This is a genomic window from Brevundimonas sp. UYEF29 (genome assembly GCF_040546195.1).
Taxonomy (GTDB): Bacteria; Pseudomonadota; Alphaproteobacteria; order Caulobacterales; family Caulobacteraceae; genus Brevundimonas; species Brevundimonas huaxiensis.
Window position 1 is genome coordinate 346,955 of record NZ_JBEPNH010000003.1, and the last position, 14,162, is coordinate 361,116.

General features: G+C 69.5%; 13 protein-coding genes. 5 read left to right on the plus strand and 8 right to left on the minus strand.

Annotation, left to right across the window (positions count from 1 at the left end):
* Window positions 1-134 precede the first annotated feature (134 nt).
* The 8 genes from ABIB58_RS07280 to ABIB58_RS07315 form a co-directional block, all read right to left on the minus strand.
* Window positions 135-1,556 (minus strand): sensor histidine kinase, encoded by a 1,422-nt coding sequence (locus ABIB58_RS07280; RefSeq protein WP_354040002.1) that lies wholly within the window; start codon window positions 1,554-1,556, stop codon window positions 135-137.
* A 140-nt stretch (window positions 1,557-1,696) separates the two neighbouring features.
* A complete protein-coding gene (locus ABIB58_RS07285; protein ID WP_017504381.1) occupies window positions 1,697-2,368 on the minus strand; it encodes a response regulator transcription factor in 672 nt (223 codons plus the stop codon).
* 84 nt (window positions 2,369-2,452) lie between these two features.
* Window positions 2,453-3,991, minus strand: a complete 1,539-nt coding sequence (locus tag ABIB58_RS07290; protein ID WP_017504380.1) for a Do family serine endopeptidase — start codon at window positions 3,989-3,991, stop codon at window positions 2,453-2,455.
* A gap of 108 nt (window positions 3,992-4,099) precedes the next feature.
* Window positions 4,100-4,585 (minus strand): cytochrome c-type biogenesis protein, encoded by a 486-nt coding sequence (locus ABIB58_RS07295; RefSeq protein ID WP_354040005.1) that lies wholly within the window; start codon window positions 4,583-4,585, stop codon window positions 4,100-4,102.
* 17 nt (window positions 4,586-4,602) lie between these two features.
* On the minus strand, window positions 4,603-6,591 hold the full coding sequence (locus ABIB58_RS07300; protein WP_354040007.1) for a heme lyase CcmF/NrfE family subunit: 1,989 nt from the start codon (window positions 6,589-6,591) through the stop codon (window positions 4,603-4,605).
* Window positions 6,588-7,073, minus strand: coding sequence for a cytochrome c maturation protein CcmE (gene ccmE, locus ABIB58_RS07305; RefSeq protein ID WP_066552566.1), 486 nt, complete (start codon window positions 7,071-7,073; stop codon window positions 6,588-6,590). The genes ABIB58_RS07300 and ccmE overlap by 4 nt, the downstream gene beginning before the upstream one ends.
* Before the next feature lie 70 nt (window positions 7,074-7,143).
* Window positions 7,144-7,962 (minus strand): c-type cytochrome biogenesis protein CcmI, encoded by an 819-nt coding sequence (gene ccmI / locus ABIB58_RS07310; protein ID WP_354040010.1) that lies wholly within the window; start codon window positions 7,960-7,962, stop codon window positions 7,144-7,146.
* A gap of 44 nt (window positions 7,963-8,006) precedes the next feature.
* Complete coding sequence (locus ABIB58_RS07315) at window positions 8,007-9,362, minus strand: hypothetical protein (protein ID WP_354040012.1); 1,356 nt, start codon at window positions 9,360-9,362, stop codon at window positions 8,007-8,009.
* Window positions 9,363-9,526: 164 nt separating this feature from the next.
* Between ABIB58_RS07315 and ABIB58_RS07320 the strand changes: the two genes are divergently transcribed.
* The 5 genes from ABIB58_RS07320 to ABIB58_RS07340 are packed head-to-tail and all read left to right on the plus strand — an operon-like array spanning window position 9,527 to window position 14,162.
* The gene (locus ABIB58_RS07320; protein WP_354040014.1) at window positions 9,527-10,459 is read left to right on the plus strand and encodes an ABC transporter ATP-binding protein; all 933 of its coding nucleotides are present in this window, start codon (window positions 9,527-9,529) and stop codon (window positions 10,457-10,459) included.
* Window positions 10,456-11,223 carry an ABC transporter permease gene (locus tag ABIB58_RS07325; protein WP_354040016.1) on the plus strand — a complete coding sequence of 256 codons (768 nt, stop codon included), beginning with the start codon at window positions 10,456-10,458 and terminating at the stop codon, window positions 11,221-11,223. The genes ABIB58_RS07320 and ABIB58_RS07325 overlap by 4 nt, the downstream gene beginning before the upstream one ends.
* A gap of 42 nt (window positions 11,224-11,265) precedes the next feature.
* Window positions 11,266-12,324 carry a flagellar basal body-associated FliL family protein gene (locus ABIB58_RS07330; RefSeq protein ID WP_354040018.1) on the plus strand — a complete coding sequence of 353 codons (1,059 nt, stop codon included), beginning with the start codon at window positions 11,266-11,268 and terminating at the stop codon, window positions 12,322-12,324.
* Between the two features lie 60 nt (window positions 12,325-12,384).
* On the plus strand, window positions 12,385-13,815 hold the full coding sequence (gene tldD, locus ABIB58_RS07335; RefSeq protein WP_045809439.1) for a metalloprotease TldD: 1,431 nt from the start codon (window positions 12,385-12,387) through the stop codon (window positions 13,813-13,815).
* A 59-nt stretch (window positions 13,816-13,874) separates the two neighbouring features.
* Window positions 13,875-14,162, plus strand: coding sequence for a hypothetical protein (locus ABIB58_RS07340; protein ID WP_045809440.1), 288 nt, complete (start codon window positions 13,875-13,877; stop codon window positions 14,160-14,162).

Consider the following 14,162-nt stretch of genomic DNA (forward strand, 5'->3'; position numbering starts at 1 on the left):
TCATCCGCTCATCCCCGCGAAGGCGTGGACCCAGTGCTTTCGCTTGGCAAAGCGTTGGACCACGATCCTGACACACGCCACAAGCCTGACTGCCTAAAGAACTGGGTCCCCGCCTTCGCGGGGATGAGCGGAATCTATTGCAAAACTGACGCCGGCGGCAGCACCAACGCCACCCGCAACCCCGGTCCAAAGTCGCCGTAGGCGCCGGGGCCTTCGTCCAGCACGACCCGTCCGCCGTGGGCCTCGGCGACGGCGGTGACCAACGACAGCCCCAGGCCCGAGCCGGGTTCGGTGCGGCTGTTGTCCAGGCGCACGAACCGCTGGACCACCCGCTCGCGGTCCTCCTCGGGCACGCCCGGTCCGGTGTCGGTGACGGAATACTCGATCTCGCCCGACGAGCGGCGGCGCGCGCGCAGCTTCACCGCACCGCCGGCGGGGGTGTATTTGATGGCGTTGTCGATGAGGTTGGCCAGGGCCTGGGCCAGGAAGGGCTGGTTACCCTCGATCATCAGCCCCTTCTCGACCTCGGACGAGAAGTCGATGTCCTTGTCCTCGGCCGCCGGTTCGTAAAGCTCGGCCATGTCGGCGGCGAGGTCGGCGGCGTCCATGACCTTGGGATCGGGCGCCCCGCCGGCCTGCAGCCGCGCGATGGCCAGGACGGTGTTGAACGTCTTCAGCAGATGGTCGGCCTCGTCAAGGGCGATGCCCAAGGCGTCGACCCCGTCGATCTTGCCGGCTTCGGCGTCGATCAGGGCCACCTCGAGCTTGGCCCGCATCCGCGTCAGGGGCGAGCGCAGGTCGTGGGCGATGGCGTCGCCGGCGTGGCGGATCGAGGCCATGGACGCCTCCAGCCGATCAAGCATGGTGTTCAGCCCCTGGCCCAGCTCGTCCAGTTCGTCGCCGGTGTGGCGCACGGGCGCACGGACCTTCAGGTCGCCGTCCTGCACCGACTGCACGACCCGGTTCAGCCCGGCCATGGCGCTTTCGACCCGCCGACTGATGTAGAGACCGCCCGCCAGGCCCAGCAGCATGACCAGGGCCATGGCGCCCCACAGGGCCTGGGTCAGGCGCGCCAGATAGGCCTCGATGTCGCCGATGTCCTGACCGACGAACAAATGTTCGCCGCCGGCCAGGGTGGTGATCACCCCGATGGAGCGACGCCGCTGGACCTTACCCTGGGCGTCCGTGTCGGTCAGGCGGAAGGTCTCCCAGTCGCTGGCACCGGCCGGCAGGCTGAGGTCGATGTCGATCGGGGATTCGGTGATATTGCCGGTGATCGTCTTTCCGGCCTTGTCAGTCAGCAGATACAGATACGGCCCGCCCCGGATGGAGCGTTCGACCAGGGCCTGGTTCAGGGCGTCGATGCCGCGCGTGCGGTGGATCGCCGTCAGGGCGCCCAGCTCGATCTCCACATCCGCCCTGGCCCGGCCTTGAGCTTCCGACGCCGAGGCGAAATAGACATAGGCCAGGATCGCCCCCGCCGCCGCCACGAACAGCGCCAGGAACAGCAGCGTCAGCCGGAAAGGCGTGCGGCGAAGGAGGGAGGGAAGGCGCACCCTAAAATCCTCCCCCGTTCACGGGGGAGGGGGACCACGAAGTGGTGGAGGGGGCGGCTTCAGCGCCGGTGTCCGGGGTCGCCCCCTCCACCGCCGTGCCGGCGGTCCCCCTCCCCCGCATTGCGGGGGAGGATCTCAACTCACGCCTCCAACCGATACCCGGCCCCGCGCACGGTCTGCAGCATGGCGCGGTCGAAGCCCTTGTCGATCTTGGAGCGCAGGCGGCTGATGTGGACGTCGATGACGTTGGTCTGGGGGTCGAAATGGTATTCCCAGACCTTTTCCAGCAGCATGGTGCGGGTCACCGACTGGCCGGCGTGGCGCATCAGGAACTCCAGCAGCTGGAACTCGCGCGGCTGAAGATCGATCTCGGTCGTGCCGCGATGCACGGTGCGGCCGATCAGGTTCATTTCCAGGTCGCCGACCTTAAGCACGGTTTGCACCCCGCCGGTCTCACGACGACGCGCCAGGGCCTCGACCCGCGCGATCAGTTCGGCGAAGGCGTAGGGCTTGACCAGATAGTCGTCGGCGCCGGCCTTCAGGCCCGTGACCCGATCCTCGACCTCGCCCAAGGCCGACAGGAACAGAACCGGCGTCTGATCGCCGCCCTTTCGCACCGTCTCGACCATGCCGACGCCGTCCAGGCGCGGCATCATCCGGTCCACGACATAGACGTCGTAGCCGCCCTTTTGCGACTCCAGCAGGCCAAAGGCGCCGTCCACGGCGTGGGTGACCTCATGTCCGGCTTCGGACAGGCCCCGCACCATGGCGGTCGCCGCCTCGGCGTCATCCTCGACCACCAGAATCCGCATCGAAACCCCTCCCGGAATCAAAATCGCCGCCGATGGTAGCGCATCGGCGGCGATTGACGAGTTAAGGCTTGGTCAGAATGCCGATCATTCGCCGGTGGCGAACTTCAGCGGCACCGGGCTGGTGCCCTGAGGCGTGCGCACGAACAGCAGGATGCTGGGGCGACCCGCCTGTTTGGCCGCCGCCACCGCCGCGCGCAGATCGGCGGCGGACGTGATGTTGCGATCATTGGCGCGCGTGATGACGAAGCCCGGCTGGAAGCCGAGGCGCGCCGCAGCCGAACCCTGTTCGACGTTGGTGATCACGACGCCGTTGACGCTGGCCGGCAGGCTGAACCGCGAACGCGCGGCCGGCGTGATCGTGGTGACGGCGAGCCCTTCGATCGTGTCGCCCTGTCCAGGCTGGCTCTGTCCCGGAATGGCGCTGCCGCCCTCTTCCGATGCGGCGAGTTCCTCTTCCGAAGGACGGGTGCCCGAGCGCACGTTCAGGGTCTGGCGACGACCGTCGCGGATCACTTCCAAGCGAATGGTGTCGCCCGGCTTAGCAGCGCCGACCCGACGGGTGGCTTCCTGGCTGTTGGCCACCGCCTGGCCGTTCACGCCGACCAGAAGGTCGCCGATCTGGACGCCGGCGCGCGAGGCGGGGCCGTCCTCGGTCACGCTTTCGATCAGAGCGCCCTTGAAGTCCTTGGGCTGACCCAGGGCTTCCCAACCGTCGGGGCTGAGGGTGCGCAGACCCAAGCCCACATAGCCGCGCTCGATCGACTGACCGCGCATCAGGCGTTCGGTGATCGTCTTGGCGGTGTCCGCCGGAATGGCGAAGCCGATGCCGACCGAGCCGCCCGTGGGCGAATAGATGGCCGAGTTCACGCCGATGACGCGGCCGTGGATGTCGAAGGTCGGGCCGCCCGAGTTGCCCCGGTTGATGGCGGCGTCGATCTGGATGTAGTCGTTGTAGCCCGACGGATCGATGTCGCGGGCCTTGGCCGAGACGATGCCCGCCGTGGCGGTGCCGCCCAGGCCGAAGGGGTTGCCGATGGCGATGACCCAGTCGCCCACGCGCGGCTCGGCCGTTTCCTCGAAGCTGACGTATTTGAAGTCGTTGCCCTCGACCTTGATCACCGCCAGGTCGGTGCCGGGATCGCGGCCGATCAGGCGGGCCGGCAACTCGCGACCGTCCGACATCTTGACCTTGATCTCGGTCGCGTCGGCGACGACGTGGTTGTTGGTGACGATGAAGCCATCCTGCGAGATGAAGAAGCCCGAACCGGCGCCCTGGGTCGTCTGCGGCTCGCTATCGCCCTGACCGCCGCGGCCTTGGGGCGGCACGAACTGGAACGGCAGGCCGGGGATCTGGAAGGCGCCGCCCTGGGGCTGGTCCACCTTGACCGTCACGTCGATCTGAACGACGGCGGGCGAGACCTGGTCGAAGATGGTCGCAAAGCTGCTCGGCGCGCCCGGCGGGGGCGTGAAGGCGTCGCCGTTGGCCGGGACCGGGGTGATCCGGTTCACCGCCTGCGGTTCCGCGTGCGCGCCGGGCCAGGTGATGACGCCGCCGGCGGTCGCCGCCGCCGCCAGGGTCAGGCCGGCCGCGGCCCCGAGAATGAACTCCTTGCGCTTCAGCATCGTGGTCCTTGCGATCCTCTTGTCCAGCGCCAGACGGGCGCCGGTTTCGCGATTGATATAGGCCGAACCGGCTTTGCGCCAATCCCGACCGCCGATCGTTGATCTCGACTAGCGCCCGTCGTGAGGCGAGGTTGCGTCAGGATCGCGGCGAAGCTTCTCGTTTCGTAGAACTTCGTCCAGCCGGCGTTCCTCTTCGGGCGTTAGGGGAACGGCCTCGAGCGGACGACGGCGTGCGCGCAGGGCCAAAACGGCGACGGCCAGCAGCAAAAGGGCGAACGGGCCGAACCACAGCAACCAGGTCCCCACTCGGACCGGCGGCGTGAACAGCACATAGTCGCCGAACCGCCGCACCAGATCGTCGCGCACGGCCTGATCCGACGCGCCGGCGGCGATCTCCTCGCGGATCAGGCGGCGCATGTCGCCGGCGACGCCCGCTGGGCTGTCGGCGATGGCCTCGTGCTGGCAGACGACGCAGCGCACATCCTTGAACAGGGCCTGGGCGCGGGCTTCCTGAGTCGCATCGGCCAGAGGACGGTCCGGTGCGGCGGGCGGCTCGGCCGCCGTCAGCATCAGCGCCATGAGCGGCGCGGCCAACAGAATCGCCAGGCGCCTCATGCGGTCTTGCGCCGGCGTGCGCCGATCCCGAGCCTGAGACGACGATCCAGCAGCGACAGCACCCCGCCCAGCGCCATGATCATCGGCCCCAGAAAGATCAGTCGCGCCCAGGGATTCCAGTAAAGACGCACGACCCAGGCCGGCTGTTCGGGACTGCCCGCCCGTTCGCCGATCACGACATAGACGTCGTCCAGTCCCCGGAAATCGAGCCCGACCTCGGTCGTGGTCTGACCGCCGGCAGGGAAGAAGCGGCGCTCGGCCGTCACGGTGCTGGCGCGGCCCTGATCGTTCGTGGCGCGCACGGTCAGTCGGCCCTGCTCGGCCAGATAGTTCGGCCCCTCGACGACGCGCACGTCGTCCAGGGTCACCGTCCAGGGGCCGGCGGACACGCTCTGACCCAGCGAGACGGCGCGGGCGGCCTCGGCTTTGAAACCCGTCTCGACTACCGCCCCAAGAATGAAGACGCCCAGACCCAGATGCGCCAGGGTCATGCCCCAGGCGCCCAGCGGCAGCCCTTTCAGTCGGCGCAGCGTCTCGGCCATCGAGGCGCGGAACAGGCGGGCGCGTTCGGCGACTTCCGACAGCGATCCCAGGATCAGCCACAGACCCAGGCCGATGCAGGCGGCGGCGAAGGCCTTCCTGGGCTCCCACAGGGCGTAGGCCGCCAGGGCGCCGAGGATCGCCAGACCCGCCACGACGGCCAGACGCTGCATCGCGCCGGGCAGATCGCCCCGCTTCCAGGCCAGCAGCGGGCCGGCTGGCAGGATCAGGAAGGCGACCATCATCAGCGGGGTAAAGGTGGCGGCGAAATAGGGCGGGCCGACCGAGATGGTCGCGCCGGACGCCGCTTCCAAAATCAGCGGATAGAGGGTGCCCAGCAAGACGGTCGCGGCCGCCGCCGTCAGGAACAGATTGTTCAGGACCAGCGCCCCCTCGCGGCTGACCGGCGCGAACAGGCCCCCGCCTTTCAGCTGCGGCGCGCGCCAGGCGAACAGGGCGAAGGCGGCGCCGGCCGTGACGCCGAGAATGGCCAGCAGCATCAGCCCGCGCTGGGGATCGACGGCGAAGGCGTGGACGGATGTCAGCACGCCCGACCGCACCAGAAGGGCGCCCAGCATCGAGAAGGTGAAGGCCAGCAGGGCCAGAAACACGGTCCAGCCCGCCAGCGCGCCGCGCCTCTCGGTCACGACCGCGCTGTGCAACAGGGCCGCGCCCGCAAGCCAGGGCATGAACGAGGCGTTCTCGACCGGGTCCCAGAACCACCAGCCGCCCCAGCCCAGTTCATAATAGGCCCAGAAGGAGCCCAGGGTGATGCCGACGGTCAGGAAGGCCCAGCTGGCCAGCGCCCAGGGTCGGACCCAGCGCCCCCAGGCCGGCCAGAAGGCGGTCTGCGCCCGCCCCTCGATCAAGGCCGCGACGGCCAGGGAGAAGCAGACCGAGAACCCGACATAGCCGGCGTAGAGCAGCGGCGGATGCACGGCCAACGCCGGATCCTGCAACAGCGGGTTCAGCGACGCGCCCTGGAACGGCGCGGGGTCCAGGCGGGTGAAGGGGCTGGAGGTTAAGACGGCGAAAGCGAGGAACAGCGACCCCAGCGCGCCCTGCACGGCCACGGCCGAGGCCTTCAGCCCGAAAGGCAGGCCGCGCGCCCGCGCCAGCGCCCCGCCGAAGACGGTCAGCACCAGACACCACAGCAGAAGCGAGCCCTCGTGGCTGCCCCAGGCGCCGGCGACCTTATAGAGCATCGGCTTGTCGGTGTGGCTGTTGGCCGCGACGTTGGAGACCGAAAAGTCGGAGACGACGAAGGCGTAGATCAGGGCTGCGAAACTGAGCGCGACCGCCGCCGCCGCCGCCAATGCCGCGCCCTGGGCGGCCCCGGCCAGGACCGGGCTGCGACGCGCGCGTCCGCCCGCCGAAAGCCCCGTCTGCAGGATCGACAGCGCCAGCGCCAGCGCCAGGGCGAAGGCCCCAAGCTCGGCGATCATAGGGGAACGGACTTGGTCGCGGCCGGCGCCGTCTCAGGCCGCCACTCGCCCTTTTCCTTCAGACGGTCGGCGACCTCGCGGGGCATATAGTTCTCGTCGTGCTTGGCCAGGACCTGGCTGGCGTGGAAGGTGCGGTCGGCGCCGAAGGCCCCTTGCGCCACAATCCCCTGCCCTTCGCGGAACAGGTCGGGCAGGTCGCCGTGATAGACGACGCGGGTCGTGGCGGCGTTGTCGGTGACGACGAAGGCGACCACGCCGTCGCCGGTCTTTTGCACGCTGCCGGCCTCGACCAGACCGCCCAGGCGGATGTTGCGGCCCTCCGGCGCCTTGTCGGCGGTGGCCTCGGACGGCGAATAGAAGAAGGTCACGCTGTCCTGCATCGCCCATAACGACAGGCCGACCGCCAGCGCCAGGATCGGCGCCACGGCGGCGACGACCCACAGGCGGCGACGCGCCTTAGGCGATTTGGGCAGCCAGCTCATGCGACGGACATTCCGGATTTCAGGGACGGACGCGCGGCATATACCGCCGTCGTCGCGCAGGACCAACGCGTCATTGCGCGCCGCCCTTAGGCAGTCGGCGTTCCAGATCCAGACGGCGCGGATCGGCCGGGTCGAGCGCGGCGATCAGGGGCGTCCACAGGGTGCGCGCCCCGGCGGCGTCGCCCCGCCGCAGCGCGGCCTCGCCTAGGAAGAAGCGCGCGCCGAGTTGGTCGGGGTCCAGTTTCAAGGCCTCGCGGAAGGCGGCCTCGGCGTCGCCGCCGATCTGGTTGTCGTTGGCGACGACAAGGCTCTCGCCCAGCCGCGCCCAGGCCTGGGCGTCACGGGGGTCCAGGGCGATCAGGCGGCGAAAGGCGGAGGCGGCGCCCAGCGGATCGCCGGCGGCGAAGCGGGCCGCGCCCAGCATGGCCAGCGCCTGCCGGTCCTTGGGCCGTTCCTGAACGACCCGGGCGGTCACCGCCGCCAGTTGCGCCGGCTCCAGCCGATCCAGATTGGCCGCCCAATCGTCGACGCGTCGCTCATAGACCTGATCCGGCAAGCCGGGCGAGCCGGTGAAAACATAGAGGCCCAGGGCGGCCGCGACGGTCACGCCGATCCCGCCCAGCACCCAGAACCGATCGCGAGCGCCGGCTGCCGGGGTCGTGGTCGCCGAAACGGCGAGAAGGCGCCGCCCCGCCTCGGCGCGTGCGCCCGCATAGGCCGCCTCGTCCAGCAGGCCGCGCGCCTTCAGCCGATCCAGCTCCTCGATCTCGCGCGAGCCGGCCTGGGTTTCGGCGCCGGCCGCCGGATCGGCGCCGCGTCGCGCGCCGGTCAGCACCAGCAGGGCGGCCAGAGCCGCCGCCAGTCCCGTCATTATCCAGAAGACGATCATCCTCGCCGTCTAACCCATCCGCGAACGTCGGGCGAGGCGTCGTTTCAGCCCAGCCGCGCCATTTCCGCCGAGGCCGCGCGTCGCCGGACCGCGCGCGCCGCCTCCAGCGCCTCGATCACGGTCAGGAACCGCGCCGCGACCCCGATCAGGCGCAACACATGGTCGGGATTTTCGGCCTCGCCGTCCGACAGACTGTTCAGCGCCTCGTCGGACCAGGTGGAGAGATAGTCCGTCAGGTCGGCCCTCAATCCCGAGCGATTGGCTTCGCAGCCGAAGGTGACGGCCGCACCGCGCAGGGCCGCCACCGCCGCCAGCAGGGCCGCCGCCGCCTCGATCGGTTCGCCCTCGGCCGGCGCCTCCAGCCACGGCGACATCCGCGTCATGCGGCCGGTGATGACCTGACGCTTCATCGGCAAGGCGGCGTGGACGGCGCTGGAGGCGGACTTCATCAGGCCGGAAAGCTGGCCCGACACCTGGACCCGCGCCATCCGCGCCGCCTTGCCCCAGCTGGAATCGGGCCGCACCTGCAGGCTGAGGTCCATCTCGGCCAGCACGCCCGCGCACCAGTTGACGTCGTCCACCACGCCCAGCATCGCGGTCTCGCCCAGCGACGAACGGACCACGCCGGCGATCTTCTGCACCCGCGCCTGAACGGAGGTGAGCAGCCGCTCGACGAAGACGCCCATCTCGGAATGGCTGAGGGTGATTTCACGGTCGGCGAGGCGGCTGGTCCGCGTCACGACCCGCAGCATCCGCTCGGCGTCCGCCACATGGGCGAACAGGATGTCGATCATGCGTCGCCCGCCGTCGGGCGACATCGCCAGACAGTCCTGGATCAGCAGCCTCAGTCCCGCCAGTTGGTTGTCGTCGGGGCGTTCCAGCCAGACGGGCAGGCGCGGCAGGGCGCTGCGGGCCAGAGGCGTCAGGTCGAAGCAGCCGGCCAGTTCGACCGGGGTGGATGGGGGCTGGTCGTCGGCGGGGCGCTGAAACTCGGGCCAGACGTCGCGCGGCCGGTCGCGCAGCACGGCGGCCGCCTTGGCGCACAGCCGATCGGCGGCCAGGGTCCATTCGCCGTCCACGGCGACGGCCCCGTCCAGCAGCGGCAGGAAGTCTTCCTCGCCTTGCACCGCCTCGCGCCAGACCCGTTTCAGGACCCGAGGCGGAAAGACCAGGGCCGGCACGCCGTCGGCGCGCGGCTGAAACAGCGGCAGCAGGGGCGCGAAGGCCGTGCCGCGACGGGCGCGATCGCGCGCCTCTGCGGCCACGATGTTCGACAGTTCGAGCGCCTTGTCGCCCTTCAGCGCCGCCACAGCCGCGCCCAGCATCCCCAGCGATGCGTCGGGGCAGGCCTCGACGATCGCCGTCAGAGCGGCGTTGTGGGCGGCGGACAGGGACGGCACGAAAGCTCCTGCCAAAACTCAACTCAAGCCAGCACCGTGCGACAATCGGGTTAACAACGACTTGGCGTCTCTTGAGCGGCGCCGCCACTTGAGTCAGGCGTCAGCCACGCCATATTGCCGCCACACCCGGCCCGCGCCGCCGCGCGCGCCGGAAAGGAAAGCCCATGCCCGTAATCGAGATCGACGGCCTGACCAAGACCTACAAGTCGGGGCATCAGGCGCTGAAGCGCATCGACCTGACGATCGACAAGGGCGAGATTTTCGCCCTGCTGGGCCCGAACGGCGCGGGCAAGACCACGTTGATCTCCATCGTCTGCGGCATCGTCACCCCCACGACCGGGACGGTGGTCGCCGACGGCCATGACATCCAGTCCGATTTCCGCGCCGCCCGCACCAAGATCGGTCTGGTGCCGCAGGAGCTGACCACCGACGCCTTCGAGACCGTGCTGGCCACCGTCACCTTCAGTCGGGGCCTGTTCGGCAAGGCGCCGAACCCCGCCTTCGTCGAGGGCGTGCTGAAGGACCTGTCGCTGTGGGACAAGCGCGACGCCAAGATCATGACGCTGTCGGGCGGGATGAAGCGGCGGGTGATGATCGCCAAGGCCCTGAGCCACGAGCCGGACATCCTGTTCCTGGACGAGCCGACCGCCGGGGTCGATGTCGAGCTGCGCCGCGACATGTGGGCCATGGTCAGGAAGCTGCGCGAGCGCGGCGTCACCATCATCCTGACCACCCACTACATCGAGGAGGCCGAGGAGATGGCCGACAGGGTGGGCGTGATCCTGAAGGGCGAGCTGATCCTGGTCGAGGAGAAGTCGGCCCTGATGAAGAAGCTGGGCAAGAAGACCCTGACGCTGAACCTGATCGAGCCGTTGGCCGCCCTGCCCGCCGACCTGTCCGACTGGGACCTGACGCTGAAGAACGAGGGGGGCGAGTTGGAATACAGTTTCGACGCCAACGCCGACGACACGGGCGTGCCGTCGCTGATCCGCCGGCTTGAGGCGCTGAACATCGGCTTCAAGGACTTGAACACCCGCCAGAGCTCGCTGGAAGACATCTTCGTCAGCCTGGTCCACCAGAACGGAGCCGCGGCATGACCTTCAACGGATACGGCGTCTGGGCCATCTATCGCTTCGAGATGGCGCGTGCGCTGCGCACCCTGTGGCAGAGCGTGGTCACGCCGGTCATCACCACGGCGCTTTATTTCGTCGTCTTTGGCGGCGCGATCGGCAGCCGGATGCAACAGGTGGACGGCGTAGCCTACGGCGCCTTCATCGTGCCGGGACTGATCATGCTCAGCCTGTTCACACAGTCGATCTTCAACGCCTCGTTCGGCATTTACTTCCCCAAGTTCACGGGGACCATCTACGAGATCCTGTCGGCGCCGGTGTCGTCGCTGGAGATCGTGCTGGCCTATGTCGGCGCGGCGGCGACCAAGTCGGCGGTGCTGGGGCTGATCATTCTGGCGACGGCGGCCTTCTTCGTGCCGTTGCAGATCCTGCATCCGATCTGGATGATGGCCTTCCTGATCCTGATCTCGGTGACCTTCAGCCTGTTCGGCTTCATCATCGGCGTCTGGGCCAATGGGTTCGAGCAGCTTCAGATGATCCCGATGCTTGTCGTGACGCCCCTGACCTTCCTGGGCGGCGCCTTCTACTCCATCGACATGCTGCCGGACGGCTGGCGCACGGTGACCCTGTTCAACCCGGTGGTCTATCTGATCTCGGGCTTCCGCTGGGCCTTCTATGGTCAAGGCGATGTGGCCATCGGCGTCAGCGTCGCCGCCACCCTGACCTTCTTCGCCGTCTGCCTGGGCATCGTCATGTGGATGTTCAAGACCGGCTACCGGCTCAAGAACTGATCCGTCACGAAACGGGCCAGATCGCCAGCGATTGAGAAGACCATGTCCGACGACCAGAAGACCCCGCCCCAGCCCTTCGCCCGCAAGCCGGTGACCTGGGGGCGTATGCCCGCGACGACCTTCCACGTCGGACCGGTGCCGGTCGCGCCCAATCCGCTGGACCGCATTCCCAATCCGCCGCCGCGCAAGCCCACGGCGCAACAGCAGCAGGCCTCAATCCACACCCAGAGCCTGGCCTCCGGCGTCGCGCCGGCCAAGGGTCAGACGACGCCCGCCAATCCGGCGCCGCGTCCCGCGCCCCGTCCGCAGGGGGCGAGCATTCTGGGCGGTTCGCTGATCCCGACGGCGCGCCCGGCCCAAGCCCAGCCCCAACCCCAGGCTCCGACGCCGCCGCAGCCCAGGCCGCAGCCGGCGCCGGCCGTTCAACCCGATCTGACCGTGCGCCCCCTGCCCGCGCTCGAGACGACGCCGGCCCCCGCGCCGAAATCTGTCGCGGCCGAACCCGTCGCCGCCGCCCCAGCGGTCGCGACCAGACCCGCCATCGCGCCTGCCGCTGCGCCGATCACGCCCAGCTTCGCCCGTGCCCCCGCCAAGGCCTCGCGCCTGCCGCTCTATGTCGGGGTCGGGGCGGTCGCCCTGCTGATCGCCGGAGGGGGCCTGTGGTTCGCGATGCGTCCCGCCTCGACCCCGGCGACACCCACGCCCGCCGTCGCCGCTGATGCGCCTCTGACCGCCCCGCCGGCCGATACGATTCCTGCCGACGCCGCCCCTGTCGTCGCGACCGAACAGCCCGCTCCCGCCTCGACGACCACAACGACGCCCCCCGCGCCTGCCGCTTCCACGCCGGCAACGACGACGCCGCGTTCAACGACGGCCGCCCCCCGCACGCACACCCCGGCCCAGACGCCCGCCGCCGCCCCGCAACCGACGACGCGTGCGCCCACGACCACCACCCCGGCGCCGTCCACGCCGGCGCCGACGGTCACGACCGAGCCGCTGGTGATCGTGCCGACGGCCCCGACGCCCGCCCCGACCGCGGCACGCCCGTCGAGCAGCGATCCCGACGGTCCGGTGGTGACGCGGCCTCAGCCGCTGGACTGATCGGCGGTTTCGCGCGCCGGGGCAGGTGACGAAACGGCCTTCAGCCCCTACCTACAGGCCATGACCGTTCACGCCTCCCCGCCGCCCATCCTCGACGCCGCCGGCGTCGACACCGATGAAGCCCTGTCGATCCTGAAGACGGCCTTGGCCGGCGCCGACGACGGCGAACTGTTCCTGGAGCGGTCCGAGAGCGAGAGCCTGGTGTTCGACGACGGCCGGCTGAAGTCCGCCGCCTATGACGCCACCGAGGGCTTCGGCCTGCGGGTCGTGGCGGGCGAGACGGCCGGCTATGCCCACGCCAACGAGATCTCGACCGCCGCCCTGCGTCGCGCCGCCGACAGCGCGGCCTTGGCCAAACAGGGGCATGAGGCCCGGGTCGCCGAAGGCCCCCGCGCCACCAATCAGAAACTGTATGGCGAGGTCGATCCCCTCGCCTCGCCCGTCTTCTCCGACAAGATCGCCTTGCTGGCCGAGATCGACGCCTGGGCGCGTGCCCGTGATCCGCGTGTGGTTCAGGTGTCCGCCTCTCTGATCGGCGAACGTCGGGCCATCGAAATCCTGCGCGCCGACGAACGGGCCGTGCGCGATGTCCGTCCCCTCGTCCGGCTGAACGTCTCGGTCACCGTCGAACAGAACGGCCGTCGCGAGAGCGCTTCGTCCGGCGCCGGCGGCCGGGCAGGGTTCGAGGCCTGGGTCGCGCCCGAACGCTGGCAGGCCCAGGTCGACGAGGCCTTGCGTCAGGCCCTTGTCAATCTGGACGCCGTCGATTGCCCGGCGGGCGAGATGGACGTGGTCCTGGGCGCCGGGTGGCCCGGCGTGCTGCTGCACGAGGCCATCGGCCACGGCTTCGAGGGCGACTTCCACCGCAAGGGCTCGTCGGTCTTCAACGGAATGATGGGCCAGCGCGTCGCCGCCCCCGGCGTCACCGTGGTCGATGACGGCTCGATCGCCGGACGGCGCGGTTCGCTGTCGGTCGATGACGAGGGCACGCCCACCTCGCGCACGGTCCTGATCGAGGACGGAATCATGGTCGGGTTGATGCACGACCGGCTGTCGGCGCGTCAGCTGGGCGTCGCCGCGACCGGCAATGGCCGGCGCCAGTCCTTCGCCCACATGCCCATGCCGCGCATGACCAACACCTTCATGGAGGGCGGCCGGGATTCCAAGGCCGACATGATCGCCAATACGAAGCGCGGCCTCTACGCCGCCAACTTCTCGGGCGGTCAGGTGGACATCACCAACGGCAAGTTCGTGTTCCAGTGCAACGAGGCCTATCTGATCGAGGACGGGGTGATCACGGCCCCGGTGCGCGGCGCGACCCTGATCGGCGACGGGGCCACGGCCCTGACCAAGATCCAGATGGTCGGCGACGACTTCGCCTTCGATCCGGGCGTCGGCGTCTGCGGCAAGGCCGGACAGGGCGTGCCCGTCGGCATCGGCCAGCCTAGCCTCAAGATCGGCGGCCTGACGGTCGGCGGCACCGCCGTCTGAGCGAGCGGAACCGTATCGCTGCAAAGGGTGTTTCCCCGCCACACTGGAGAGGAAACACCATGCCTACCGAACGCGAAGTCCAACATCCCGACGGCCGGGTTGAACGCATCACTGAAACCAGCGCGGCGCCCACCACCGTCGTCGAGCGTCGCGGCAGCGGCATGGGCGCCATTGTCGCCCTGATCGTCGGCCTGCTGGCCGTTCTGGTGATCGGCTACTTCCTGATGAACATGAACCGCAGCGACGCGGTGAAGGACAACGCCATCGCCGGCGCCGCCGAGAGCGTCGGCAACGCCGCCGACAACATCGGCGAAGCCGCCCGCGACGCCGTTCCGGAACGCAAGTAA